The organism is Dyella sp. 333MFSha, assembly GCF_900102405.1.
GTDB lineage: Bacteria > Pseudomonadota > Gammaproteobacteria > Xanthomonadales > Rhodanobacteraceae > Luteibacter > Luteibacter mycovicinus.
The window spans coordinates 510,798-534,353 of record NZ_FNBR01000002.1 but is presented as its reverse complement, the minus strand read 5'-3'; the positions used below and the strand labels follow the sequence as shown (position 1 = coordinate 534,353).

At 66.0% G+C, this 23,556-nt stretch carries 27 protein-coding genes and 1 riboswitch; of the genes, 11 read left to right on the top strand and 16 right to left on the bottom strand.

Translation table 11 applies throughout. The annotated features are described in order from the left end of the window. Positions 1 to 111 precede the first annotated feature (111 nt). The 3 genes from BLT40_RS09740 to bamE are packed head-to-tail and all read right to left on the bottom strand — an operon-like array spanning position 112 to position 1,369. Entirely contained in the window at positions 112 to 405 is a 294-nt protein-coding gene (locus BLT40_RS09740) for a hypothetical protein (RefSeq protein ID WP_090352789.1), read from the bottom strand. A gap of 59 nt (positions 406 to 464) precedes the next feature. Continuing rightward, entirely contained in the window at positions 465 to 1,010 is a 546-nt protein-coding gene (locus tag BLT40_RS09735) for a hypothetical protein (RefSeq protein WP_090352788.1), read from the bottom strand. A gap of 14 nt (positions 1,011 to 1,024) precedes the next feature. Beyond that, entirely contained in the window at positions 1,025 to 1,369 is a 345-nt protein-coding gene (gene bamE / locus BLT40_RS09730; protein ID WP_090352787.1) for a YgdI/YgdR family lipoprotein, read from the bottom strand. 161 nt (positions 1,370 to 1,530) lie between these two features. Between bamE and BLT40_RS09725 the strand changes: the two genes are divergently transcribed. The 4 genes from BLT40_RS09725 to BLT40_RS09715 all read left to right on the top strand — a co-directional run bounded on the left by BLT40_RS09725 (position 1,531) and on the right by BLT40_RS09715 (position 4,259). Next, a complete protein-coding gene (locus BLT40_RS09725) occupies positions 1,531 to 1,842 on the top strand; it encodes a helix-turn-helix domain-containing protein (RefSeq protein WP_090352786.1) in 312 nt (103 codons plus the stop codon). A 67-nt stretch (positions 1,843 to 1,909) separates the two neighbouring features. Further along, on the top strand, positions 1,910 to 2,341 hold the full coding sequence (locus BLT40_RS19965; protein WP_143025864.1) for a hypothetical protein: 432 nt from the start codon (positions 1,910 to 1,912) through the stop codon (positions 2,339 to 2,341). Between the two features lie 69 nt (positions 2,342 to 2,410). Next, the gene (locus BLT40_RS09720) at positions 2,411 to 3,397 is read left to right on the top strand and encodes a hypothetical protein (RefSeq protein ID WP_143025863.1); all 987 of its coding nucleotides are present in this window, start codon (positions 2,411 to 2,413) and stop codon (positions 3,395 to 3,397) included. Between the two features lie 412 nt (positions 3,398 to 3,809). Then, positions 3,810 to 4,259, top strand: a complete 450-nt coding sequence (locus BLT40_RS09715; protein ID WP_079520348.1) for a hypothetical protein — start codon at positions 3,810 to 3,812, stop codon at positions 4,257 to 4,259. A gap of 49 nt (positions 4,260 to 4,308) precedes the next feature. Here BLT40_RS09715 and BLT40_RS09710 read toward each other — a convergent pair whose 3' ends face one another. Then, complete coding sequence (locus tag BLT40_RS09710; RefSeq protein ID WP_176809139.1) at positions 4,309 to 5,262, bottom strand: MASE1 domain-containing protein; 954 nt, start codon at positions 5,260 to 5,262, stop codon at positions 4,309 to 4,311. 182 nt (positions 5,263 to 5,444) lie between these two features. Here BLT40_RS09710 and BLT40_RS09705 point away from each other — a divergent pair, with 182 nt between their 5' ends. The 3 genes from BLT40_RS09705 to pnuC all read left to right on the top strand — a co-directional run bounded on the left by BLT40_RS09705 (position 5,445) and on the right by pnuC (position 9,507). Beyond that, positions 5,445 to 6,578: a phosphotransferase gene (locus tag BLT40_RS09705; protein ID WP_090352783.1), complete on the top strand. Its 1,134-nt coding sequence runs from the start codon at positions 5,445 to 5,447 to the stop codon at positions 6,576 to 6,578. A gap of 21 nt (positions 6,579 to 6,599) precedes the next feature. Next, positions 6,600 to 6,696: riboswitch (TPP riboswitch) on the top strand. Between the two features lie 56 nt (positions 6,697 to 6,752). Then, positions 6,753 to 8,936 (top strand): TonB-dependent siderophore receptor, encoded by a 2,184-nt coding sequence (locus BLT40_RS09700; RefSeq protein WP_090352782.1) that lies wholly within the window; start codon positions 6,753 to 6,755, stop codon positions 8,934 to 8,936. Position 8,937: 1 nt separating this feature from the next. Beyond that, positions 8,938 to 9,507 carry a nicotinamide riboside transporter PnuC gene (gene pnuC, locus BLT40_RS09695; RefSeq protein WP_036117052.1) on the top strand — a complete coding sequence of 190 codons (570 nt, stop codon included), beginning with the start codon at positions 8,938 to 8,940 and terminating at the stop codon, positions 9,505 to 9,507. A gap of 21 nt (positions 9,508 to 9,528) precedes the next feature. Here the strand turns inward: pnuC and pssA are convergent, their stop codons facing one another. The 7 genes from pssA to BLT40_RS09660 all read right to left on the bottom strand — a co-directional run bounded on the left by pssA (position 9,529) and on the right by BLT40_RS09660 (position 15,564). Continuing rightward, on the bottom strand, positions 9,529 to 10,149 hold the full coding sequence (gene pssA / locus BLT40_RS09690; RefSeq protein WP_079520352.1) for a CDP-diacylglycerol--serine O-phosphatidyltransferase: 621 nt from the start codon (positions 10,147 to 10,149) through the stop codon (positions 9,529 to 9,531). 239 nt (positions 10,150 to 10,388) lie between these two features. Next, the gene (locus BLT40_RS09685; RefSeq protein WP_079520353.1) at positions 10,389 to 11,309 is read right to left on the bottom strand and encodes a hypothetical protein; all 921 of its coding nucleotides are present in this window, start codon (positions 11,307 to 11,309) and stop codon (positions 10,389 to 10,391) included. 65 nt (positions 11,310 to 11,374) lie between these two features. Continuing rightward, a complete protein-coding gene (locus BLT40_RS09680) occupies positions 11,375 to 12,457 on the bottom strand; it encodes a DNA topoisomerase IB (RefSeq protein ID WP_090352780.1) in 1,083 nt (360 codons plus the stop codon). A 48-nt stretch (positions 12,458 to 12,505) separates the two neighbouring features. Further along, entirely contained in the window at positions 12,506 to 13,675 is a 1,170-nt protein-coding gene (locus BLT40_RS09675; RefSeq protein ID WP_090352779.1) for a class I SAM-dependent rRNA methyltransferase, read from the bottom strand. Positions 13,676 to 13,694: 19 nt separating this feature from the next. After that, positions 13,695 to 14,138: a hypothetical protein gene (locus BLT40_RS09670; RefSeq protein ID WP_090352778.1), complete on the bottom strand. Its 444-nt coding sequence runs from the start codon at positions 14,136 to 14,138 to the stop codon at positions 13,695 to 13,697. A 32-nt stretch (positions 14,139 to 14,170) separates the two neighbouring features. After that, positions 14,171 to 15,115 carry a serine/threonine protein kinase gene (locus BLT40_RS09665; RefSeq protein ID WP_079520356.1) on the bottom strand — a complete coding sequence of 315 codons (945 nt, stop codon included), beginning with the start codon at positions 15,113 to 15,115 and terminating at the stop codon, positions 14,171 to 14,173. Further along, complete coding sequence (locus BLT40_RS09660; protein ID WP_090352777.1) at positions 15,112 to 15,564, bottom strand: hotdog fold thioesterase; 453 nt, start codon at positions 15,562 to 15,564, stop codon at positions 15,112 to 15,114. The genes BLT40_RS09665 and BLT40_RS09660 overlap by 4 nt, the downstream gene beginning before the upstream one ends. Positions 15,565 to 15,579: 15 nt before the next feature. On the opposite strand from BLT40_RS09660, the gene BLT40_RS09655 reads away from it, so the two are divergent. Further along, positions 15,580 to 16,668 carry a 2Fe-2S iron-sulfur cluster-binding protein gene (locus BLT40_RS09655; RefSeq protein WP_090352776.1) on the top strand — a complete coding sequence of 363 codons (1,089 nt, stop codon included), beginning with the start codon at positions 15,580 to 15,582 and terminating at the stop codon, positions 16,666 to 16,668. Between the two features lie 65 nt (positions 16,669 to 16,733). Here the strand turns inward: BLT40_RS09655 and BLT40_RS09650 are convergent, their stop codons facing one another. The 3 genes from BLT40_RS09650 to BLT40_RS09640 are packed head-to-tail and all read right to left on the bottom strand — an operon-like array spanning position 16,734 to position 18,135. Beyond that, positions 16,734 to 17,180: a rhodanese-like domain-containing protein gene (locus BLT40_RS09650; RefSeq protein ID WP_036110059.1), complete on the bottom strand. Its 447-nt coding sequence runs from the start codon at positions 17,178 to 17,180 to the stop codon at positions 16,734 to 16,736. Between the two features lie 47 nt (positions 17,181 to 17,227). Continuing rightward, on the bottom strand, positions 17,228 to 17,641 hold the full coding sequence (locus BLT40_RS09645; RefSeq protein WP_079520359.1) for a hypothetical protein: 414 nt from the start codon (positions 17,639 to 17,641) through the stop codon (positions 17,228 to 17,230). 29 nt (positions 17,642 to 17,670) lie between these two features. After that, positions 17,671 to 18,135 (bottom strand): YiiD C-terminal domain-containing protein, encoded by a 465-nt coding sequence (locus tag BLT40_RS09640; protein WP_079520360.1) that lies wholly within the window; start codon positions 18,133 to 18,135, stop codon positions 17,671 to 17,673. A 121-nt stretch (positions 18,136 to 18,256) separates the two neighbouring features. Here BLT40_RS09640 and BLT40_RS09635 point away from each other — a divergent pair, with 121 nt between their 5' ends. Genes BLT40_RS09635 through BLT40_RS09625 form a run of 3 tightly spaced genes read left to right on the top strand, consistent with a single transcriptional unit; the run spans position 18,257 to position 21,496 of the window. After that, on the top strand, positions 18,257 to 19,027 hold the full coding sequence (locus BLT40_RS09635; protein ID WP_036110068.1) for a uroporphyrinogen-III synthase: 771 nt from the start codon (positions 18,257 to 18,259) through the stop codon (positions 19,025 to 19,027). A 46-nt stretch (positions 19,028 to 19,073) separates the two neighbouring features. Next, positions 19,074 to 20,246: a uroporphyrinogen-III C-methyltransferase gene (locus tag BLT40_RS09630; protein ID WP_090353852.1), complete on the top strand. Its 1,173-nt coding sequence runs from the start codon at positions 19,074 to 19,076 to the stop codon at positions 20,244 to 20,246. Then, positions 20,243 to 21,496, top strand: coding sequence for a heme biosynthesis HemY N-terminal domain-containing protein (locus tag BLT40_RS09625; protein WP_090352775.1), 1,254 nt, complete (start codon positions 20,243 to 20,245; stop codon positions 21,494 to 21,496). Before BLT40_RS09630 ends, BLT40_RS09625 begins: the two co-directional genes overlap by 4 nt. On the opposite strand, the gene BLT40_RS09620 is transcribed toward BLT40_RS09625, so the two are convergent. Beyond that, a complete protein-coding gene (locus BLT40_RS09620) occupies positions 21,497 to 22,642 on the bottom strand; it encodes a hypothetical protein (RefSeq protein WP_090352774.1) in 1,146 nt (381 codons plus the stop codon). It abuts the gene before it with no gap. Beyond that, complete coding sequence (locus tag BLT40_RS09615) at positions 22,639 to 23,556, bottom strand: J domain-containing protein (protein ID WP_090352773.1); 918 nt, start codon at positions 23,554 to 23,556, stop codon at positions 22,639 to 22,641. The genes BLT40_RS09620 and BLT40_RS09615 overlap by 4 nt, the downstream gene beginning before the upstream one ends.

Genomic DNA, 23,556 nt, shown 5'->3' with positions numbered 1-23,556 from the left:
GGGGTGGAATCCATCGACGGCAGAAGAGCGGGGGGAGCCGCCGTCTGCTACGGGAGGGGCGCCTCACGGCAGCCTCGGAAATCACGATACCGGTCAGTGCGTGAATCGCTTTTAAGCGGGCTGTCCGTCAGCATCGTCGAGTGCGCGGTCAATCGCTCCGTTTAGATGGTTGAGCCGGGCCCGCCATGCGGTTGCTTCGGGATGAATCGAGGCGTCCAGCGTCGCGAGCAAGTCAAGGGCGGCCGTGCGGATTTCCGGGTGTCCCGTGTGGGGTGCCCGGGTGGCGAGCATGCGCACGAAGTGCCGAGCCTGCGGCCACCGCTGCGCTCCAAGTGCGCCGTTTAATGCCACGGCGTCGGAGAGGAGTGCAGCGAAGGCCAGCTCGGCGGGGGACTGGGACATCATGGGGAAGCTTCCTTGCGGCGGTATGAGTGAATGGTTCCACGCAGGGGATCGGCAGAGGGTCAGCGGTCCAGAAACGCGCCCAGGCGCCCGAGCCACTCTTCCGCTTCCGCGGCGTTGCGGGGGGCACCCCAGATGGTCGCCGGGTGGCGCTCGAACCGTGCCGTCAGCACCGGGGTATCCAGTCGCGTGGTTTGCAATTGAAGCCGATTCTTTGCCTTGTAGCCCCGGTCCGGCACCCACAAATGCGTCCAGTTGCGAATTTCCCTCGCCTCCAGGACGACCTCCCGCCCTTGCTCATCACGCACCCACACCTGAGCCTTATGCTCGTTCAGCGCAATGTTGTCGTGAACGTGGGTGGCATCAAAGTTCATCCGTGACGGCTTTGGAGGCGCGTGGTGCAAGGAGCGGAGGAATCCGGCCACCGCCCCAAACGCCAAGCCGACTCCGACGCCCGTCAAACCAAACAACGGTAGCAGACCCGTGGCGCTGACCAAGCCACCGACCCCGGCACCGCCGACGGCCCAGGTCGCCACCTGTTTGGGCGACTTCTTGGCTGCCATCGCCAGGGCCAGCGCAATCACCAAAACCAGCAATCCAATCGCCATGTCGGTCTCCTTACTTAGTCTTGGCTTTGGGCCGAGGTATGGCTTTCCAAGATGCCGCGGCGGTCAAACACCAAGCTGAGCATCTGACGGCGAGGGTGGTTGTCACCGCCAGCGAACGGGATGAAGTCCCGAGCCGATGCTTTGGATTCCGAGTAGGAGTAGAGCCACAGGCTGCTCCCATCCCCTCGGTCTTGTTTCGTTTCAGGCTCGCCGAGAGCAGTGCGGACCTCGGTTTGGGTGGTCCTGCCGTCGGCGAAACGGCTGGCCGCTTCCTGGTCGAAAGCGCGACCAGTTGTGGTGGCGCAGCCGGCGAGCCCGGTTGCAACCGCCAGACTGGCCATAAGGATGAATGCTTTCATGGATTGCCCCTGTTCGTGCCGACGCGAAGAAGGCGGTCGGCGTGCCTGGAGCAAACGCTAACGTAAACCCAATAGCTATATTTGAACAAGCGATAAACCCGTTAGGTTTACCTCCAGCAGGTGTATAGCTTGTTGACCCGCCACCTTAGCGGGTTTCGCCGATGTCACGCCTGCCACCCAAGCCGCCCAAGACGACGGCCAAGAAGTCCCACGCCCGGCCGGAGTACGCGGTCATTGGCGAGACGCTGCGTGCGTTCAGGGTCGAGGCAGGGCTGACCCAAGTTGACTTGGCTGGCCGGTTGGGCCGGTCTCAGAACTATGTGAGCCAGGCGGAGACGGGACAAAAACGGCTGGATGGGCTCCAACTGCTGGACTGGAGCAGGGCGTGTGGGCACTCACTCACATCGTTCGGGGCGCGCGTCGACGCACAGCTCGGCAGTGCCGGCGAAGAAGAGAACGGCGGCGCCCGTTAGGACCTTGCCAAGCGCCAAGGGTACGGTATGGATCGAGTCCAGTAGGACTTAGGACTCGGATCCCCCCATGAACGCCGCCGCCAGCATTTGCTTCTTCGGTTCGCTTGGTTTGACTCTCGCCCGCTTCGACGGCGGGGCTTCACGCGGCTGGCTACTGACCAGCGGATTCCATTGCTACGAGACCACCTACTTTTCTTCCCTGGCAGAGCTTTGGCGTTTTTGGCGTCACCTCTCAAACCGCATTCTCATGGAGCGTGAGTTAGCACGTTGCATAGCCCTGCAACGAGATGGAGTCAGCAGAGCGGAGGCCGACCATGTTCGAGCTTGGATTGACGGGGAATCGGTTGGATACCCTTACGTCATTGACAGGCTCAGCGCCCAAATTTTCAAATCGTGGAAGCAGCCCGTGTGCTGGAGAATGGCCATGTCACGAATTGTGGAACCCGCCGTTAATTTAAACTTCGGGTCAAACTTCGCCCACTTTTTTCGCAAAAGCTAGCCATGATTTGAGTGCTTGCCCTTTAGGACATATTATCCGGGTCCTAACCAACAAGGAATGCATATGGGAATGCGCGAGGCGCTAGAGAGAGAGCTAAGCAGCCTAAACCCTGATGGCGTTCCATCCATGTTGCAAATGATTTTACAGTCAGCCTGCCTGGACCTCTCCTGCGGGGTTCTTATTGCGCAGGCGGACGAAGAAACGGTCACGGGCGCCTTGTTAGGGGCGATTGCTGCCAATGCGGCATGGGCTAGTCGAATCGAGTCCGAAGGCGGCCAAGAAATCACTTGGCTGCGCTACCGTAAAACCAAGGGATATTTTGACTCAGAGTCGCGCACCGGAGTCGACTTCGGACTGATGATAAGCATCGGCTCTAACAATCATCGGCTTGCGGTGTTTCAAGCAAAGCGACCAGAGGCGTTGACTCCAGAAGTTCTTAATGTGCATCGCGTCGCCCCAGCGGATGGGAATTTATCGGAGGAGTCTCAGTTTGAGCGGCTTGTGCGTTATGGTCACGAGGTTTTGAATGCAATTGGCCGCCCCGCTGCGCCTGACGACACTCAGTGTCTTGATTGGATGCATTATCTAACCTATGTTGAAGACGGCCTCCCGACCTATACCGTCGCGCAGCTTGATGAAATTAGAAAAGCGTATGCCGGAGAGCAAGCCCAAGGCGTTTCTGGCAGGGCATCGATGCAGTTGGAGATCCTGACCAAGGCTGAGCTGGCATTCCTTCTAACCTCCGGGGCATCAGAAGTGCTAAGCCCCCAATTTGGCTGGCTTTCTCTCAGCGATAGGGACTCTGAAGCGGCAACCGGAAAGCTTTCGAGGCGAATGCCGATGCTTGAAGTCGCTTTGCCAGGTGCCCCTCGGCCTAGGAATGGCAGAATCCCCAAAGACATGGTGCAAGAAGAATTTGTGAAGCGCGGGCGGGCCCGACAGGCTTTGGCGGAAGATTGGACCAAGATGCGGATGCCAAAGCAGCAAGCAAGCGAGGATACTGACGCCTCGAACGACTCGGGCGCGATACTCACGAAAAAACGGAAGCCTAAGTAATGAAGTGTTTCAGAGTGACAGCAGGCTGCGCCGTGAACTTAACCTGCTAACATTACCGTGGGTCAACTCACTGGGACAAATCCTGGACGGCTGCCCCCTCCGCAGAGCCAGCAGGGCCGCGGGATGTGGCAGGTGACGTAAGTTCCTAGTCTCCCAGCCACCACTGAAAAGCCCCCGAGAAATCGGGGGCTTTTCTTTTTCTGCGCGCGCGTGATCCTCACGATGGTGAACCCCAGGCGTGCCAGGGAGCCCGGCGAAGGTACAGCTGTGAGCGTAATCGGCAGCCGCCCGACAGGGGCCTCTGGCGATGGGCGAAAGTGGATAAATCGGTCATGGCACTGCCCTGACCGAGTCGCAGGATCTGTAGCGCACAGCGCCCAGACTTGCTCCACACAGCCCAGGAGGATCCACCATGCGCAGCTTTGCCCGCTCTACGCTCGCTTGCCTCGTCGTCGCTTCGCTCGGCCTCGGGGCCGCTCACGCACAGACCGCTCTGTCGGGACTGGGTCAGTCCTGGCCGAACACGACCGACGTCAGCGCCAGCCCCAACTACCACGTCTATGTCTTCCAGCGCGGAACGACCCGGTATATCCAGGTCAACGACGCGAGCGGGAAGGTGCGCGGTGCGGTCGCCCGCACGCCTTACGCGCTGGTGGGTACGCCGGTCGGTTCCGACGCGTCCGGCGTCTCCACGCCGGACGAACCGTTGAACACCCCGGCCAGTGGCACGTCGGAGACCGTCTATAACGACGGCACGGTCGAGGTGAAGGCCGCCACGCAGCCGGATGGAACCGTGCGTATTACGGCTCGTCTTGCCGGCGAATGCCCCACGGTGCGCGACTGCAATGGTCACGGTCCGTGATCGAGCACGAGGGAAAGACCGGGGCGTCGTTCCGCCTGGGACCTTTCGGTCAGCGCTGACTGGGTTCCCGGCAGGCGCCTTTCAGTACCACCGGGTGGTTCGCCGCGATGCGGCGAGCCACTCGTACACCGAACAGCAGGGACGTGAAGATCACCAGCGACAGCACGACCTGCGCCTGGATCATCAGCGGCTCCGTCAGGAACGACGATGTCGATGCGAGAGCGATGCTCGCGAGCATGCCGGCCACCGCGCTGCCGTGCCAGCCGTGCCGCCAGGTCAGCAGGATGACGGGAACCGCCATCGCCATGCGTACGCTCTGCAGCGCGGCGGTACCTTCGACGACCTGTGACGCGAGGAAGATCAGGATCGCGAGCGAGGGTACGACGATCAGCAACGTATCGCGTGCCAGCGGGCTGGACCGCACGGCTTGCCAGGTGACGATGCCACCGGGCAGGGCAGCCATGCGCTCGCGCATCGCCATGATGGTCGGCGTCAGCGTAAGCGCGCCCAGGTATTGACCCAGGAAATAAATCAGGAAGTCCTGGACTTCGACCACGGGATTGGGCGACCCGTCGCCCATCTGCACGATCGACAGCGTAAAGGTGCTGGCACCGCCGCCAATGAGGGCGCAGGCAAGCGTCGCCACCATGATCATGTTCATGTTGATCTGGCCGTCGGCGCGACGCAGGTCCGCATGACGCCGGATCCACATCACCGCGGGCATGCACAGGCCGATCGTCGGGATCGAGACGAGGCAGGCCCAGAGCACGCCGAACGCGTGCGCATGCAGCGCAGCCATTTCAGCGACGGGCAGGGTTTCGCCGACCGCGAGCGCGGGCCAGAAGCGACGGGGAACAAGCAGCAGGCAGGCCAGGCGCAGGCCGGCAGGAAGCATCCAGTGCGAAAATGAAAAGTTGCGCGTGAGCTCGTAGCAGGCGGCATACGCGCCCGCGACGGCGACATAGCGCCCCCAGACCAACGGATCCTTGTTCAGTGCACGCACATTCGACCCCTTTTGCCTCCCGGGTGGCCGATCGGAGCAGTCGGTAGCGACGCTTTCCGCTCTCGGCATGCTTAGTTTGAAGGGTTATCGGCCCGCTCGCCATCGAATAAACGGCGAATTGGTAAATTTGCCGATTTCGCGCGCGGGTGAGACGAGCATGGCGGGTTCGATACACTGGCGGAATGAGCGACGAAGTCCACTTTTCCCACGGCCTCGCGGGCGACCAGCAGGCGCCGGACTGGCCGCCGCTGGCGGAAAACGAGGTGGCGTCGCTGCTCGACGGCTATCCCTCGCTGAAGGGGCCGTACGCCATCGTCTGGCACAGCCCGCGTCCGCTCTCGGCAGCGGCACGCGTCACCACCGCAGGTGGCGAGGTCTTCGTCAAACGGCACCACATGAGCCTGCGCGACGAGCGGACGCTGGCCGAAGAACATCGCTTCGCGGCGCACCTGCGGGCCGGCGGTATCCCTGTGCCGCACATCCTCGCTGACGCGACCGGCCGCTCCTCGGTGTCCAGGGGCGACTGGGTCTACGAAGTGCATCGCTCCGCGACCGGGAACGATGTCTACCGCGACGCGTTTTCGTGGTCGCCCGCGGGCGGCGCCGCGCATGCGCATGCCGCGGGTGCGATGCTCGCGCGGCTGCACCTTGCGGCGGAAGGCTACGATGCGCCGCAGCGGGGAACCCACCTGCTGGTCGCCCGTGCCGAGATGCTCTCGGCGTCCGACCCCGTCTCGGTACTGGCCGGACAGCTGCCCGGACGGCCGGCGCTCGCCGCCTATCTGAGCGAGCGCGACTGGCGCGACGACGTGGGTACGGTTCTCGGCCCTTGGACGCAGGCTGCGACCCTGGCCGTAGCGCGACAAACGCCTTTGTGGACTCACGGCGACTGGCACGTTTCCAATCTCTGCTGGAGCGACGCGAGCGATGCGGGACGAATCACCGACGTGCTGGACTTCGGCCTGTCCGCGCGCACGTTCGCACTGTTCGACCTGGCTACGGCGATCGAGCGGAACGCCATCGCGTGGCTCGACATCGAACGGGGCGGGATTGCCCGTATCGATCTGGCTCTCGGCCTGCTCGACGGCTATCGGTCCGTCCGGCCGCTTGCTCCGGCGGACCTGGCCGCGCTTGCCGATGTCCTGCCCGTCGTCCACGTGGATTTCGCGCTCTCCGAGGTGCAGTATTTCGAAGGCATCACGCGGCGCCGCGATCACGCCGACGTGGCCTATCGGACCTTCCTGCTGGGCCATGCCCGCTGGTTCGCCGGGACCGAAGGGCAGGGACTGCTCGACGCCCTCCGTCACGCGCGCTGACATTTCGTGCTTCAATAGGCGTTCTAGAAGCGGGGGTGCCCGGCATACGCCGGGCTGAGAGAGTCCCTTGGAACCTGACCCGGTTAGTACCGGCGTAGGGAGCTTGCAGAACCACAAACGCCCTGTCGGGCGGCGTGGTTCGCCGTCGCTTCGTCCGTGAACCCGAAGACGACGATGACTCTTGCCCGTACCCCGCTCGCCCTGGCCCTGCTCGCCCTCGCTCCGCTGGCCCAGGCCTCGGACGACCATGCCGCCCCGCAGCAGCAGGCCCGCACCCTGCCGACCATCGACGTGCACGCGTCGGCGACCGACGGCTACCACGCCGCGGACTCGCAGCTGGACACCTTCGGCAGCTTCGGCAGCGCGGCGCTGCACGACACGCCGGCTGCCATCACCGTGATCACCCGCGCACAGATCGACGATCGCCAGCCGCGCACGCTCAGCGAGCTGGTGCGCGGAGACGCGGCGATCAACGACAACTACGCGCCGGCGGGTTACTACCAGGACGTATCCATCCGCGGTTTTCCGCTGGATCTCGCGACAGGCTTTCGCTTCAACGGCATGATGATGTCCGCGGAGCAGCTGCAGGCGCTGGAGGGTAAGGAGCGCGTCGAAGTACTGAAGGGTCTCGGCGGTCTCGAGGCGGGCGTGGTCGAGCCGGGTGGCCTGGTCAATTACGTCAGCAAGCGTCCAGCCGAGGTGCACAACCTCACGCTCGGCACCGACTCGCACGGCTCGAGCTACGAAGCGCTCGACCTTGGCACATGGTTTACCCCGTCGTTCGGCGTGCGGGTGAATGCCGCCAACGAAAAGACGCACGGTGCCATCGAACACACCGACGGGCGTCGCAGCTTTTTGTCGCTCGGCGCGGACTGGAAAATCAACGAACAGGCGACCTTGCTCCTCGACACCGACTATCAGACCAGCGGTGGCAATTCCGCATCGGGTTATCAGCTGCTCGGTGGAACGGCGATTCCGGCGCACCCGAGTCGCACCCGACTGCTCGGCTACCAGCCCTGGCAACGACCGGTAGGTATCCATTCGAGCAACACCTCGCTGCGCTTCAACTACCGCTTCAGCGACACATGGAACGCGCAGGTGTCGGTGGGTCACAGCCATACGGTGATCGACGACAACGTCGCGTTCGCCTATGGGTGCTTCTACGCCGAGTCGTGCGCATCGGGTGCCACACCCGGTTACTTCTTCGCACCGAACGGTGACTACGACGTCTATGACTACCGCAGCCCCGATGACACGCGTCAGAACGACGAGGTGCGTGGCGTGGTCACGGGCAGCTTCGCCACCGGTGCGCTCGATCACGAGATCAACCTCGGCGCCAGCGCGTTCCGTCGCACGGTCGACCAGCGTCCTTACGTCTACGACTATGTCGGCACGGCCAACATCGATGATCGCGTCGTGCCCGTTTTCGACCCGTCGCCGAACCAGCCCGGCGCGTCCGTGCGTCGCCTGACCAGCTGGCAGCGCACGTTGTTCGCGATCGATCGCATCCACATGGGTGAGCAGTGGCAGGTTCTGGCCGGCGCGCGCCTGGTCAAGCTGGACGAGCGCGCTTACGACGACACCGGCGCACTCGAGCGCGACACACGTGAGACGAAGACGCTGCCGCAGGCAGCGGTGCTGTGGCAGCCGACAACGCCGCTGACGACGTACCTGAGTTACGGCGAAGGCATCTCGCTCGGTCGAGAAGCGCCTTACTGGACCTCCAACGGCGGCACGACGCTCGCACCGCTGCATTCGCGCCAGGTCGAGGCGGGTGTGAAATATGCCGTGAGCGATGTGCTCGACCTGCAGGCCGCCTTGTATCGCATCCGTCAGTCGTATCAGTTTGCACGTGCGGATGACACAGCCGAAGGCTTCACCTTTGTCCAGCAGGGACAGGAGGTGCATACGGGCGTCGAGTTGAACGTTGCCGGGCAGGTCACCGACCGGCTGCGTATCACGGCGAGCGCCAATGCGATCCGCGCGCGTGCGGAAAATACCGGCGCGCCGTCTTATGAAGACCACCAGGTAGTCAACGTGCCGCGCTGGCGTACCGCCGTCTATGCCGACTACAGCCTGCCCTTCGTTCAGGGACTCGCCGTGCTGGGCGGCTGGCGTTACGCGAGCAGCAATGTGGCGACGCCGGACGGCGCCACGCGCGTGCCCGGCTACCATGTGTTCGATGCCGGGCTTCGTTACGCGACCACCGTGAGCGGCCATGCGATGACATGGCGTCTGAATGTCGATAACGTCTTCAATCGCTTCTACTGGCGCGACACGGGTACCTCGGGCGGCGACGCCTACCTGTTCCCCGGCATGCCGCGCCTGGCCCGCCTTTCGGTGACCTATGAACTTTGAGCTGTCGTGGTTCGAACTGGCGGCCGCGCTGGTGAGCGCAGCCGCCGTGTGGCTCACGGCGCGACGCAGTCCGTGGTGCTGGCCGGTGGGGCTGGTTTCCGTCATCGCCTACGCGTGGATCTTCGTCGACGCCAGGCTCTATTCCGACACGCTGCTACAGATCGCTTTCGCCCTGTTGATCCTCTACGGCTGGCATCGCTGGCGACGCAATCTGGATGGGAGCGGTCACGTCCGCGTCGCCGATCTGGATGGTCGGAGTGCGTTTACACACCTCGCGGTCGGCGCGGCGGCGGCACTGGCCCTCGGTTACGCGATGCATCGCTGGACCGACGCCTCCCTGCCGTGGCTCGATGCCGGGCTCACCGCGTTCAGCCTCGTCGCGCAATGGTGGCAGGCAAGACGACACGTCGCTGCGTGGTGGCTCTGGATCGTCGTCGACGTGCTCTACGTCGGTGAATACATCTACAAGGCACTGCCGGTCACGGCCGTGTTGTACGCGGGATTCGTGGTGCTGGCGGTGATCGGCCTGCGCGCGTGGCGCCGTCAACCGGCGCGGCCGGTCACGGCCTGAGCAAGGTTGGCGCCTGCCCGCTCAAAGCTTCGGAATGCGGGTGCGGCTGACCATCAGCGCGCCGGAGACCGCGAACATCAGGGCCAGCGGATGCAGGCCCAGCGTGGCGATCTGGACGCTGCCGAGCCACATCCGTTCGTGCAGGGCGCCGGTGGCCGACGCGGCGCAGAGCACCGCGACCAGGACGATCGAGGTCGGAATGGGCGTGCCCTCGAAGTGCGTCACCTTGCCTTCCTCGTTCGCGTGGGCTTCGGCGGTGACGTTGTAGCGGGCCAGGCGGGACACGCCGCAACAGACGAACATCAGCAGGATGGCGCGGTCCAGTCCGCCCTGCATACCGCAGCCGTAGCCGATGACGGCGGGGGCGACGCCGAACGAGATGACGTCCGCCAGCGAGTCCAGTTCGCGACCCATGAGCGACGCGCGCTGGCGCCAGCGCGCGATCCGTCCGTCCAGCACGTCGAAAATCAGTGCCAGCAACACCAGCCCCGATGCCATGTAGAGGTGCCAGACGCCACCTTCCTGCAGGTAGGTCATGGTCGAGAACAGGGCGCCCACGCCGCTGGCGGCGTTGCCCAGCGTGAACCAGTCGGCCAGCGCGAAGTCGCGGATCATGGAAAACGGTCGCGGTTTCGTGGTCATCGGCTCGCTCGGCGGGGTGAAGACGACAGTTTACAAGGCACGACAGTCGGGGCGACGTGGAGAGGCGGTCGCTTGCGATCCGCGCGATTTTTCAGAATTCTTCTATATGCCAAAGCGGCAACGACCGTCATGCTGTCTGTGTCGCCGCCGGTGGCGGGTCGGCTCAAGGATTTGAGAACGACTCGCCACGGTGACCGACAGCGGCCGGGCGTGGGACGCGTCCCGGCCGCTTCTTCCGATCAGTGTCGCGGCGCGGCACCCCAGTCCTCGGGCCCGAAGCGTAAGTGCAGCACCGCGCGCACACTGTCGTCACCCGGCGGCTTGTAGTTGAGTGACGTGCAGCCCGTGGCGAGCTGCCGACGCGCGGCAACCGCCATCGCCCTGGTCATCTGCGTGGCGTACGTGGCACCACCCGCCTTCGACATGCTGATGGCGATGCCGAAACCGTCCGGGCTCACGCTGTCGGTGAAATCCGCCGGGGCGGTCTGCCCGCTCGGCAGCGCCATGATGTCCATCTTCTTGCCGCAGCCGCCCACACTGACGATATCGACGCCGTCGAGCAGGTTGCCGATGAACTTGTCGGCGCGCTCTGCCAGGGAATCGACCGCGTCCACCGTCGTGCTCAGACGAATCTTGACGAAGTACAGCTTGCGGTAGAACAGGTAGGCGCGCGAGGTCAGCATGTCCTGCTGCGCATCGAATACGATCGGCAGGAACCGCCCCTCGAGTTTCTTCCCACCCGCCAGCGACGCCGTATAGGGAGCCTCGTCTCCCCACCACACGTTGCGGTAGATCTGCTGGCGCTCGGCGAAGTCGACCGATTCGCGGAAGTCGTCCGCGGCCTGTTTCAGCATCTTCGACGAATCGCCTTCGCCGGCGGGGTAGATGAACACGTCGGCGATGATCCAGTCCGCGCCATCGATGTGATAGCGCAGCGAGACGCCGGCGGCGATGTCACCTTCATCCGCGTAGTTCTTCACCGCCGCGAGCGTCGCGCCTGGGAGTCGTTTCGGCGCGACGATCCACGTGTCGTCGACGACGCCACGGTGGCTCTGCGCATCGGGGAGGGCGAAAGGGGGCGCGGCGGGCGCCTCCTGGGCCAGCGCACCGGACACGGTCGCCAGACCGAACATGACGGGAAACACCTTCCACCGCGACATCGTCAAACCAACCTCTGGAAAATGGAACGCGAACCCCGTGTGCGCACTATAGCCATCCGCATGCGTCAGCGGGAGCGGGCGGACGCACGAAGGCGCCGTCGCAGAAAAGCCAGGGTCAGCGCTTCCAACTTGCGCGGTGCATGGAGGCCGGTAGGTGGCACATGCCGATGAAGTTCGCCGACGAGCCACCCCTCGAACACCTCGGGGTGAATGTAAGACGCGCGGCAGACCGCAGGCGTATTGCCGAGCACGGAAGCTACCTGTTTTACGGCACCCGCCAGCGTCGCGCGTAAAGCCGCTTGTCCGCCCTTGTCCGGTAACGGCGTTGCCGCCAGGGTAGCTACGGCATGCACAGTACCGCCCCAGGTACGGAAATCCTTGGCGGTGAATTCCCCGCCCGTCACCCTGCGCAGGTAGTCGTTGACCATCCCGGAATCCACCGGCTGCCGGTTGCCCTCGTCGTCGAGGTACTGAAAGACGCGCTGGCCGGGCAGCTCCTGCACGCGGCGCACGATCTTCACCAGCCGACGGTCGTCCAGCTCCACGTCGCGCCACTGGCCACTCTTGCCGCGGAAGTGGAACTCGATGCGCCCCTTATGGACGGCTACATGCCGCGAGCGAAGGGTGGTCAGGCCGAACGAGTTGTTCTGTTTCGCGTAGGTGTCGTTGCCCACGCGGATCATCGTTTCCTCGAGCAGGCTGACGATCAGAGCCAGCACCTTGTCGCGTGGCAATCCCGGCAGAGCCAGGTCCTTGCTAAGGCGACGTCGCAGGGCCGGAAGCACCTTGCCAAACTCCATGACGCGCTCGAACTTGCCGCGATCGCGGACGTTGCGCCACTTCGCGTGATAACGGTACTGCTTGCGTGCGCGAGCGTCGCGTCCCGTGGCCTGCAGGTGGCCGCGTTCGTTCGGGCAGATCCAGACGCGGGTGTACGCCGGGGGGATGGCCAGGGCACGGATCCTGGCAAGCACATCCTCGTCGGTGATCCGTTTGCCTTCGGCGTCGAGGTAAGAAAACGCCCGCCCGCGCTTGCATCGGGTGATGCCCGCGTCGGTGTCGCAGACATACACCAGGCCCGCCGCTTTCGCGTGGGCCTGTTCGGCGGTGACGACCACGAGGGCGTCGGTGGGCGGCTTCCTGGACATGGCCCGGAGTGTGGGCCAGCGGGCGATCAAGGCCCGGTGAACGCCTCGTCAGCCCACGCGGCAGAACACCGCCTTGAGGTAGCGGTTCTCGGGGACGTTGCTGGCTACGGGATGGTCCGCGCCGGTACCGTCGACGTGAAGGACCTGCAGTTCGCGGCCCGCGTTGAGGGCGACGCGGCGGATCATCTCGAGGAAATCGTCCTCGCCGACCAGGCCCGTGCACGAGCAGGTGAGCAGGATGCCGCCCGGCGCGAGCACGTCGAGCGCCGTGCGGTTCATCGCGAAGTACTTCTTCAGCGCGTTGATGACCTGGTTGCGGTCGCGGGTGAGCTTGGGTGGATCGAGCACGATCGCGTCCCAGGTGTCGCCACGGTCGATCGCGGCGCGCAGCCATTCGAAGACGTCGCCCTGCTCGAACGTCGCCTCGACGCCGTTCATGCGCGCGTTTTCACGGGCGACCTCCAGGATGGCGGCGTCCGCGTCCACACCGGTGGCCTCGCGGGCGCCGGCCTTCATCGCGTGCACGGCGAAGCCGCCGGCGTTGCAGCACAGGTCGAGCACGCGGCGGCCACGCGCCAGCTGCGCGAAGCGGCGACGGTTGTCGCGCTGGTCGGCGAAGAAGCCGGTTTTGTGACCCAGGCCCGGCGCCGCATGGAAGGACAGGCCGTGCTCGTGCACGTCGACCGCGGCCGGCGCCTCGTTGGAGCGGACGTCGAAGGACTCCTGGCGCTGCACGTGCTGCTCGGCGAACCAGTACAGCGACGCGCCCGGGAAGTGCTTCTGCAGTTCGGCGTGGATGGCGTCGCGGAAGCGCCACATGCCGGCGGCGAAATACTCGACCACGAGGTGATTGGCGTAGCGGTCGACGACGAGGCCGGAGAGGCCGTCGCCCTCGCTGTGCACGACACGCCAGGCGTCGCTGACCTCGTCAAGACGGAGCAGCTCGCGACGCAGTTCGACGGCACGCGCGATGCGGGCGGCAATCCAGCCCTCGTCGATCGACTGGTCCGCGTCCGTGGTGAGCAGGCGCAGGGCCACGCGGGCGTGGCCATTCCAGAAACCCCGCCCGACAAAGCGACCCCGGGCATCGTGGACGTCGACGACGGTGCCGGGCGGCAGGCGGTCGTCGGGTTTGACGATCTGGGCCGACCAGACCCACGGGTGGCCGGGGACGCGGTCGTTTTTGAGGCGGATGGCGGGCAGGGCTGGCGTATTCATCCGCCCATGATACCGGGGCTCAGCGGCCGAAGCGCAGGACCAGCCAGGAAACGAGGGCGAGCAGGTTGATTCCCAGATGCGCGGCGGACGGGCCACCGAGGGCGAGCAACCACCCGTGCTCCGCGATCGCCCAGTCGAAACCCAGGTGCGGCGAGCGCTGCAGGGTGACCGAAAGGTTGGCGAAGGCGCCGCTGGACAGCGCATAGCTGAACATCGGGGTGGCGATCAGCGGCGCCTGAAGGAACTGGGCCCAGATCGACATCTGCGTGCCGCGACCGTCGTTGCTGGCCAGCAACACGCCGGCGATCAGGATGAAGCCGAAAAGCAGCACGCCGAGGACGGCGACGATGGCATCGACACCGCTGAAGCGTCCGTTGAGCAGACGCTCGAACTGATGGACCAGACCGAACAGGCCGCCGGCGATTTCGAACACGGCGATGATGCGGGTGAAGAAGGAATTCAAAGCGGTCTCCACGAGAAAACAGGAAGGTGTGATTAAAGGTCGTCGGCGATGTCGTGCAGGTCGGCGATGTGCTGTTCCCACCAGCGAGGCTCGGCCGCGAAGGGAAACGCGGCGGGAAAGGCCGGGTCGTGCCAGCGCTCGGCGATCCAGCCGGCGTAATGCACCTGGCGCATCGCGCGCAGCGCGGGCACCAGCGCCAGCTCCGTCGGGTCGAAGTCGCGAAACTGGCCGTAGCCTTCGAGCAAGGCATCCATCATGGCGTCGTCGCCCGCCAGCATCCACAGATCCTGCACGGCCGGTCCCATGCGCGCGTCGTCCAGGTCGACGAAGTGCGGGCCGGCGTCGGTCCACAGGACGTTGCCCGGATGGCAGTCGCCGTGCAGGCGGATGCGGTGAACCGGTCCGACCGCTTCGATGCGGTTCGCCACGGCGTCGTCCACGCGCGACGCGGCGTTGCGATACGCATCGAAAAGATGCGCGGGCAGCAGGTCGGAACCCAGCGCGGCGCGCATCGGCGTGTCGATCATCGTCGCCCGGTCGAGCGTGGTACGGGCACGAAACGGCTGGCGCGCACCGATCGCATGCATGCGACCGAGCAACCGTCCCAGCCATTCGAGCTGGTCCGCCGATTCGAGCGATGGCGCGCGGCCACCCCGGCGCGGATACACGGCGTAGCGATAACCCTCATGGCGCAGCATCGTCCGGCCATCGAAGGCGAGAGGCGCGACCATCGGCAGTTCCGCCGCCGCGAGTTCGAGCGCGAACGCATGCTCTTCCTCGATAGCCGCGTCGGTCCAGCGGCCCGGGCGATAGAACTTGGCCACCACGAAACCACCGTCGTCCAGGCCGACCTGAAACACGCGGTTCTCGTAGCTGTTGAGCGTCAACAGCCGGCCATCGCTCCAGGTGCCGGTGGCGTCCACAGCGGCCAGCACGACATCCGGCGACAGGGCGGCGTACGGCGCGCTTTCGCTCACGAGCGCAGGTTCCCCGGCGCGCCACCCGGCGATGGAATCACCGCCATGGTCAGGCGCGAGAGGCAGACCAGCTTGCCCTGTTCCTCTTCGATGCGGATTTCCCAGACCTGTGTGGTGCGACCCAGATGCAGGGCTTTGGCTGTGCCCGTGACGATGCCGCCGCGCACGCCGCGGATATGGTTGGCATTGATGTCGAGGCCGACGGCGACTTCTTTCTCGACGTCCAGCGTCAGCAGGGCGGCGGAGCTGCCGAGCGTCTCGGCCAGCACGACGGAGGCACCGCCGTGCAGGAGACCGAACGGTTGCTGCGTGCGGTGATCGACAGGCATGGTGCCGCGCAGCCAGTCGTCGCCGAAGTCGGTGAAGCGGATGTCGAGGGTCTCCATCATCGTGCCCCGGCTCCAGCCGTTGACGCGAGCGAGGTCGATGGGGTCTTTCCAGATGGCCATACGTGGGGTCGTCCCATGAGCAAGCCATCATTGTCCTACAATGCGCAGGTGCCCACCGTAACCCTGACATCGTCCGGCAAGCGATTCGACGCCGAGACCGACGAAACCGTACTCGAAGCCGCCCAGCGGGCGGGTATCGCGCTGCCGTACTCCTGCCGTGGCGGTGTGTGCGGCAGCTGCAAGGCCACCCTGGTCGAAGGCGACTGCGCCTACCCGCGCAATCCGCCCATGGCGTTGTCGGCGTCGGAGAGCGAGCACCACGCGATCCTGCTCTGCCAGGCCGTGCCGCAAGGCGACATCGCCATTCGCGCCCGCGAGATCGCCTCCGTCGAGGACATTCCGCATCGTCGCGTCGAAACCGAAGTGGTCGAGCGTCGCCTCCTCGCGCCCGATGTCGTAGGCATCTGGTTGCGTCCTTTACAGGGCGACCGGCTGAACTGGCTGCCGGGTCAGTACCTGGATGTGATCCTCGAGGACGGCAAGCATCGCCCGTTCTCGATCGCCAGTGGCCCTCGCCGCGACGGGCTCATCGAACTGCACGTGCGTCACGTCCCCGGCGGCGGCTTCACGTCGTGGGTGTACGAGTCGCTGAAAGTCGGCGATCGCCTCGCGATCGAAGCGCCCCTGGGGACCTTCGTGCCGCGCGAGGATTCCGAGCGCCCCATGCTGTTCATGGCCGGCGGTACGGGCTTCGCGCCCGTGAAGGCCATCGTCGAACACTTCATCGCGCTGGGTACGCGCCGTCCCATGCATATCTACTGGGGCGCGCGGATCGCCGCGGATCTGTACCTGCTCGACCTTGCGCGCTCATGGGCCAGCAAGGTGCCGAACATTACCTTCACGCCGGTGCTGTCCGATCCGGACGAAGCGAAGGCTGGCGGGTTGCGCGAGGGACTGGTCCACAACGCGTTGCTGGCGGACCATCCGGACCTGACGGGCGTGGAGCTCTACATGAGCGGGCCGCCGGCCATGATCGCGGCGGGCCGGGACTTCTTTGTCGAGGCCGGTCTTCCGGAAGACCGGCTGTATTTCGACTCGTTCGATCTGGCGCCGGATGTGCTCGATGCGATCCTGCGCGGGCGCGCGGGGATCCACGGTCTCTAGCGCCCCGGGGGGCGCCAGGGACTTCTGGCGCTTTCGTGTGGCGGGATCGCGCGCGGCGCGCGCTCCTACCGTTTGCCTTTCGCTGTCGGCAACTGGGCTGCCTGCCAGCCGTAGGTGCCGCCTTCGAGCACGAACACCCTGGCGAAGCCCGCCTTGATCAGGCGGTTGGCCGCCTTGCCGACGCCACGCCCGTCCTTGTCGACCAGCACGACCGGAAGCTCCTTCGCCTTGCTCAGGTCCTTCTGGGTTTCAGGGTCGAACTGGCTCATCGCGACGTTCTTTGCGCCCGGAATGTGGGCCTTCTCGAAGTCGGCGCTGGCCGACAGGTCGACGATGAGCGGGGTGTCGCGGTTGATCAGCTGGGTGAGCCCGGCCGGCGTCAGGCTCTTCCACTTGCGGAACAGCACGCTGACTTCGCCCGCGATCAGGGCGATCAGGATGACCACGAAAAGCGCGACCAGCGCGCCATGGTTGCTCACGAACTGGGGCAACTTCTGCAAAACGTCGTTCATCGGGTCTTCCGCGTGCCAGTAGGGCTAAACGCTCGATTATAGCGGCTTCACTGCGGTGTGAAGTTCGGCAGGCCAGTCATCAGGCGCCACTTCTTCTTTTCGCGGTCGTAGTGCCAGCGCTGGCGGTCGAGGACGGTCCGCTCCGCCTGCGTGTTGATGTTGACCACGCTGATCTGGACCAGCTGGACGACATCGTCCGGGCCGTCGGGCCGCGGGCCGCCGCCCTCGTCGTAGCCGGTCACCCGCAGCTGGGCCAGCCGGCTCATTTCGACCTGGCTGACCGGGTGCTCCTCGGCGTAATCCGGATCGATATAGATCTGCGCGCCGGTGAAATCGCCCCAGCGGATCGAGCCCGCGTAGTTCATCAGGGTGCTGTTGAGCGCCTGGTTACGAATGTCCGTGGCGCAGCCGGTGAGGGTCGCGAGCACGAGCACGAGGGAGGACAGGGCGAGTCGGCGCATGGCAGGGTCCGTTGAGGCGTCGGCGGGCATTATGCCCGGCGTTTCGCCACGAAGCGCGCGTCCATGCTGGCAAGCGGTTTGCCGTTGCCGCCGGGGACGACGCAGGTGAAGTCGGCGCGGGCCCTGCCGCGGCCGTCGAGCATCGCGAAAAAGGAGCTCCAGCGTGCGCCGGGCGCCAGACTGGCCTCCGCGCGCAGGTCGGTCCAGACCGGATCCAGGTAGCGCACCGTCGAATCCGCCACGAAGACATCGCAGTCGCTGCCACGACGGCGCAGCATGGCCTCGACCAGGCTCCAGCAGGCCAGGGTCATCAGGGTGACCAGGCTGCCGCCGAACGCACAGGCCTTGTCGTTGATGTTGGGGGCGAGCGGGGCGGTCATGACGAGGCGTTCGCCATCGAACTCGGCGAGGTGCACCCGCATGGCCTGCGCGAGGGGGATGCCGTCGAGGATGAAGCGCTCGAGGCTGGCGAGATCGTCGGGTATCGAAGTCATAAGCGGTCAAGTCTACGAGGCGAGGTAATCCGTTCGCATCCGTATGGCGCCCCAACCTTCGGCATTGGTGACGCGGCCCGCATCTTTCTATGCTGGCGTATCACTCGCAGGATGCTTTCACGTGAGCCGTACCCACCCGCTTCGCAACGTCACGGTCGTGATCACCCGGCCCGCAGGCACGGCTGGCCCGATGAGCCGTCGTGTACGCAAGCTCGGCGGCATTCCGGTGAGCGTGCCCGGCCTTTCGTTGCGCGCCACGGAGGATGCGAGCGCCGTCGATGCCGATCTGCGCCGTGCGCTCGAGGGCGATATCCTGATTTTCACCAGTCCTGCCGCCGTGCGTTTCGCCGCCGACGTGCTGCCGCTGGCCACGCGCGCCGTGGTGATCGCCGTCGGGCGCGGCACGGCGCGTGCCCTGCGTACCGCGAACCTGCCCGATGCGCGCTTCCCAGAAACGTCTCAGAACAGCGAGGGTGTGCTCGATCTTCCCGAGCTGGCGGACATCCGTGGCCGCCGTGTGGCCCTGATCGGCGCCGCAGGGGGGCGCGGGCTGCTCCGTGAGCAACTCGTGGCACGGGGCGCCCTCCTTGCGGAGATCCACGTCTATCACCGGGTAGCGCCCCGGCTGGATCGTCGGCACATCGACCCGCTCCTCAAGCTCACGCGGCGCTCCGCCGTCCTGCTTTCCAGCGCCGAGGCGCTCGACCATCTGCACCGCGCCCTGATCGCTCCCGCGTGGCGCCGCCTGATCCAGGCGGTGGCCGTCGTCAGCAGTGAGCGGCTGCGCGATATCGCCGTGCAGGTCGGTTTCGAACGCGTGGTGGTGGCTGCTTCGGCGCTACCGGGCGACCTCCTCGCGGCAGCAAGCCAAGTGTCGTTCACGCGCCGTTGAGGGATGTGTTCCATGCGTTGGCGTACGGCCTGCTAGCATGCGGCCCATGACGACCGAGACCCCACCGACCGATTCCGTCCCGGCACAGCCGGCCCCGGCCGCCGCGCCTCCGACCGCCCGTGCGCAACGGTCGCGCGACCCCGCTCCACGCCGTGGGGGTGGCGCGCTTGCCGTTGCCATCCTGCTTTCGCTGGCCGCGCTCGGCGCGGCGGGTTACACCGGCTGGACCGTCTGGAACATGCGCCAGGATCTGGGCGCGGCGAACGGTCTGCGCGGGCAGGTGGACACGCTGCAGGCCGCCGTCGACGGTCTGCGCGACGACAGCGCCAATCTTCGTCGCCGGGTCGGTGACGCCGATGGCGTGAATCGTTCCGCACGCGAAGAGATGCTAGGCGTGTCCGAGCGTACGAAGAACCTCGAGGATGCGGTAGCCAATCTGTCCGAGCGCAGCCTGAGCGGTCATGACGCGATGTTGCTCGACGAAGCCGAATCGCTGCTGCGCATGGCGAAGGAACGCTTCGCCCTGTTCGGCGACGCCAATGGCGCGCTGTCTGCTTACGACCTCGCCGACAAGACGCTGGCGTCGGTTAACGACAGTGCGTTCTCCGCGGTACGGCAGAACGTGGCCGCCGAACGCGAAGCGCTCAACGGCATCGCTCCGCCTGCACGGGCCAGCGATCTGGCGGCACTGGCCGACCTGCGTGCTCAGATTCCGACGCTGCCGCTGACGAGCACCGACGCGAAGAACGACACGGCTCAGGATCGCGATTTCTGGCAGCGTGCCGGCGACGCGCTGGGCAGCATCGTCAAGGTCAGTCACGACGACGGCACCCCGCTGGGTCTGGCCGACGACCGCATCGCACGCGAACTGGCCGCGCTGGATGTGGCTCATGCGGAATCGGCCGTGCTTGCCTACGACGATGTCGGCCGCCATGCCGCGCTCAAGCGCGTGGATGCCACGCTGGCCGCCCGCTTCGATCCGGCTTCGCCCGCCGTGCAGGCTGCGCGTTCGCGCATCGCCGCGCTGCTGGCCAGTCAGGCGAAGGGGCAGGAGCCTAAGCTCGGCGCCGCGCTCGCGGAACTGCGCAACCTGCGTTCCGTGCATGCGCTGAAGGGTGGCGACACCAACAGTGGTCCCGCCCATGCGGCCAGCGCGTCCGCGCCTGCGGCACCGGCCGTTCCGTCGAGCGCCGCTCCGGCGCCGAAGGCCACGCCATGAAGCTCTGGCGCTGGATTGTCGGTCTCATTCTCGTCGCGGTGATCGCCGCGTTCGCATGGCACTGGGTCGCCGACGATCCCGGCTATGTACTGATCCACCTGCGCGGCACCAACGTGCAGATGACGGTGGTGACCGCCGTCGTGATCCTGTTGCTGGCATGGGCGGCGATCACCGCGCTCGTGGCGCTGATCCGCTGGCCGTTCGGTGCGATGACGCGTCGTCATCGCAACCTCAGTCGCCGCCGTCTCTCCGATGGTCTCGTCTCGCTGATTGAAGGCCGTCACGGCGAAGCCGAGCGCGACCTCAACCGCGCGGCGCGTTACCCCTCCGTTCGCGGTCCCGCCCTGCTCGCCGCCGCCGAAGCCGCCGAGCGTCATGGCGAGTCGACCCGAGCGCTGGAAACACTCGACCAGGCCGCGCAGGAAACGCCGCGTGCCGCCCGCGTGTTGCGTGCCCGGTTGTTGCGTCGTGCCGGTAAGCCGGCCGACGCCGCCACCTTGCTGGCGCCCGAAGCCAACAGCGGTGCGCTCACGCCCGCGGGCTGGATCGAATTTGCCGAAGCCTCGCTCGCCTCGGGTGACGCACGCGGCGCGGTCCGCGCGATCGAACCCTTGCAGAAGAGCGGTGAGTTCGGCTCGCGTGCCTTTGCCGAACTGGAATCGCGCATCGTCACGGCGTATATCGCCAGCGCGCCGGACGGCGCGGCACTGGCCGCGTTGTGGTCGCAGCTGCCGAAGGGGCAGCGTCGCCTGCCCGCGGCCGTGGACGCGTATGCGCGGCAGGCGGCGCGTCACGGTCAGATCATGGCGGCGATGGACGAGATCGAGACGTCACTGCGTCGCGAATGGTCGCCGACGCTGATCGCCACCTATGGCGGCATGGGTGCGGAAGATATCGATCAGCGCCTGCGCAAGGCGGAGGCATGGATCGACACGCATCCGAACGATGCGGCACTGCTTACGGCAGTCGGCCGTATGTGCGTTCGCGTGCGTCTGTGGGGCAAGGCGAAGCCGCTGCTGGAGCGCGCGCTGGCCATCGAGCCCAGCGTCGCCGCCTGGGAAGCGCTTGGCGACGTCTACGTCGGCGAAGAGAATCCCGCCATTGCCCAGCGTTGCTATCGCAACGCGCTGGCACTGGCGCGCGGCGAGGTCACCGAGGCACTGCCCGAGATCCGTACGGGACGTATCGATACGCGTGTCACGGCGGTGGAAGAGCGTGACCAGCACGGGGTGCCGCGTTTGTCGCCGTGATCAGCGACCGGGCGCTGGCGGATGCCAGTGCCCGGCTCTGGCGCAGCGGTCCGCACGTGTCTTGAGGCGTTCCGCCTCCACAGATGCCCTTCCGGCCAACGCGTCAGGCGCATCGAGTTCCAGATAGAGATCGGCACACTGGCGTGGCGTATCCGCCGGTAATGGCGTCGGGTCGTACGGCACGGAAGGTTTGTCTGCGAACCCGTTAAAGACCAGATGTCCGATGCCTACGCACATCGACATGACCAGCACCGCCAGCCACGAGGACGACCTGCCTCGTGCGCGTTCGCGGGCACGGGCGACCCTGGCCGGTAGAAAGGCCGAATCGGGCAACGCCATGCGCCTGTACATGTCCTGGGAGGATGGCGACTGCGCGTCGAACATGGATTGCCATGCTTGCAGCGTGTCATGCGACAGGTGCAGGCCGAGCCACGCCGGATAGCTCTCGCGGAGCCTTGCCACCTCAGGCCAGTGTCGCAGCAGCGATGTGTCCAGCGACGTCCCGGCACGGGCGAATACCGCGAGCCATCCATGGCGCTGGTCGGTACCCAGCTCGTTCCACGCATCGCGTTCGGACAGCACCTTCTCGACCCACTGGCCCCGTTCGCCCAGCGCGGCAAGATGGCCCACCTCGTGCCAGTGGAACTGCTCTTCCGCCGCCGCGAAGACGTCCACCCGATGGCCGATACGCTGCAGCGCGACCAGATCGATCAGGTGTTCCTCGTACAGTCCCGGCGCATCGATGTATTGCTTGCGCACCTCCGCCAGCGAAGCAGCCAGAAGCGCGGCCACCTGCCCGGCGCCGTGGGTACCGACCCCGGCGGCGAAATCCATGGCCAGCGCCAGTGTGTTGTCCGTCACGGGGGGATGGTCGGGGGATGCCCCGGCGGTCACTTCTTCCGGCTCACGGGCGTCGTACCGGAGCGCCCCGACGTCCGTCGACACGGCGAGGGGCGGCTCGCTTGCTCCCGCCTCGCACCACGCCCGGGCCGCTTCGTACGCTTCGCGCAGCCTGCCGAAACCGGCGGGATCCGTTTCGGGATCGATCTGACGGAGCGCGGCGGCGTACGCGCGACGGACCGCGACCGGGTCCGCATACCCCGGCAACCCGAGCACCTGCAGATGCCACGGGGTTCCCGCGGTCACTTCATCCATCCGAGCTGGCGAAAGATGGCGACGGCGATGCGGACCGCCATGCCGAAGTAGAAGAGCCAGGCAAGTCCGCCAGTGAAACGCTCCCTGATCCAGCTCCACCACGCCGCCGGTGCCGCACCGCGCTCCGCCTTGCGTTCGAGCTTGCGACGACGCGCCGGCGGCAAGGCCGCAAACGCCTCGCGCCAGGCCTCGAGCACCTCGTTCGTGACGCGAAGTGACAGGTAGGTTCGATACGTACCGAGATATCGGGCGATCAGGGGCCATGCGGCGACCACGTGGGGCGCCCGCACGTCGTCCTCGCGTGTGGCGGCGCGAATCGCGTCGAAAACCCGCTCCTGCACGCGTTCCGGCAGTGCCTTCCATCCGGTCTCCTGGACGAGCACGTATTCGACCCAGCGCCCGTGATCGCCCAGCTCGGCGAGACGGCCGACCTCGTTCCAGTGGAATTCCTGCGTCGCCGCAGCGAAGACTTCATCGCGCCTGGTCAAATCCTGCCCGGCGATCGCGGCGATCAGCAGCACTTCGAACCAGGCCGGCGCATCGACGTGGCCGCGTACGGTCTGCGTCACGCGATACAGAAGCACACGCGCGCCGGTGCCAGGCTCCGCGACAAGGCTGCCCGCAAAGGACGACAAGGCAGCGCTCGCTTCGTCCCGGGGGTCGAGGCTGGCTGTCGCGGGTGTCGGCGGAACATCGTCCGTCACCGCGTGCTGGCGCGGAACGTCGGCGCCCGCGCCGTCGCGATACCACGCCTGCGCCTCTTCATACGCCTCGCGCAGCGTCGCAAAGGCCGCTGGCTCCCGCGCCGGATCGATGGCCTTCAGGCGTGTGGCATACGCGCGCCGGATGGCGCGCTCATCGGCGTCGGGATCGATGCCCAGCACGGCGAAGAAGGATGATTCCAT

Excerpts from the sequence above, each read along its gene's own strand:
- BLT40_RS09740 (WP_090352789.1), bottom strand. The coding sequence starts at position 405 with ATGATGTCCCAGTCCCCCGCCGAGCTGGCCTTCGCTGCACTCCTCTCC.
- BLT40_RS09735 (WP_090352788.1), bottom strand. The coding sequence starts at position 1,010 with ATGGCGATTGGATTGCTGGTTTTGGTGATTGCGCTGGCCCTGGCGATG.
- bamE (WP_090352787.1), bottom strand. The coding sequence starts at position 1,369 with ATGAAAGCATTCATCCTTATGGCCAGTCTGGCGGTTGCAACCGGGCTC.
- BLT40_RS09725 (WP_090352786.1), top strand. The coding sequence starts at position 1,531 with ATGTCACGCCTGCCACCCAAGCCGCCCAAGACGACGGCCAAGAAGTCC.
- BLT40_RS19965 (WP_143025864.1), top strand. The coding sequence starts at position 1,910 with ATGAACGCCGCCGCCAGCATTTGCTTCTTCGGTTCGCTTGGTTTGACT.
- BLT40_RS09720 (WP_143025863.1), top strand. The coding sequence starts at position 2,411 with ATGCGCGAGGCGCTAGAGAGAGAGCTAAGCAGCCTAAACCCTGATGGC.
- BLT40_RS09715 (WP_079520348.1), top strand. The coding sequence starts at position 3,810 with ATGCGCAGCTTTGCCCGCTCTACGCTCGCTTGCCTCGTCGTCGCTTCG.
- BLT40_RS09705 (WP_090352783.1), top strand. The coding sequence starts at position 5,445 with ATGAGCGACGAAGTCCACTTTTCCCACGGCCTCGCGGGCGACCAGCAG.
- BLT40_RS09700 (WP_090352782.1), top strand. The coding sequence starts at position 6,753 with ATGACTCTTGCCCGTACCCCGCTCGCCCTGGCCCTGCTCGCCCTCGCT.
- pssA (WP_079520352.1), bottom strand. The coding sequence starts at position 10,149 with ATGACCACGAAACCGCGACCGTTTTCCATGATCCGCGACTTCGCGCTG.
- BLT40_RS09685 (WP_079520353.1), bottom strand. The coding sequence starts at position 11,309 with ATGTCGCGGTGGAAGGTGTTTCCCGTCATGTTCGGTCTGGCGACCGTG.
- BLT40_RS09680 (WP_090352780.1), bottom strand. The coding sequence starts at position 12,457 with ATGTCCAGGAAGCCGCCCACCGACGCCCTCGTGGTCGTCACCGCCGAA.
- BLT40_RS09675 (WP_090352779.1), bottom strand. The coding sequence starts at position 13,675 with ATGAATACGCCAGCCCTGCCCGCCATCCGCCTCAAAAACGACCGCGTC.
- BLT40_RS09660 (WP_090352777.1), bottom strand. The coding sequence starts at position 15,564 with ATGGCCATCTGGAAAGACCCCATCGACCTCGCTCGCGTCAACGGCTGG.
- BLT40_RS09655 (WP_090352776.1), top strand. The coding sequence starts at position 15,580 with ATGAGCAAGCCATCATTGTCCTACAATGCGCAGGTGCCCACCGTAACC.
- BLT40_RS09650 (WP_036110059.1), bottom strand. The coding sequence starts at position 17,180 with ATGAACGACGTTTTGCAGAAGTTGCCCCAGTTCGTGAGCAACCATGGC.
- BLT40_RS09645 (WP_079520359.1), bottom strand. The coding sequence starts at position 17,641 with ATGCGCCGACTCGCCCTGTCCTCCCTCGTGCTCGTGCTCGCGACCCTC.
- BLT40_RS09640 (WP_079520360.1), bottom strand. The coding sequence starts at position 18,135 with ATGACTTCGATACCCGACGATCTCGCCAGCCTCGAGCGCTTCATCCTC.
- BLT40_RS09630 (WP_090353852.1), top strand. The coding sequence starts at position 19,074 with ATGACGACCGAGACCCCACCGACCGATTCCGTCCCGGCACAGCCGGCC.
- BLT40_RS09625 (WP_090352775.1), top strand. The coding sequence starts at position 20,243 with ATGAAGCTCTGGCGCTGGATTGTCGGTCTCATTCTCGTCGCGGTGATC.
- BLT40_RS09615 (WP_090352773.1), bottom strand. The coding sequence starts at position 23,556 with ATGGAATCATCCTTCTTCGCCGTGCTGGGCATCGATCCCGACGCCGAT.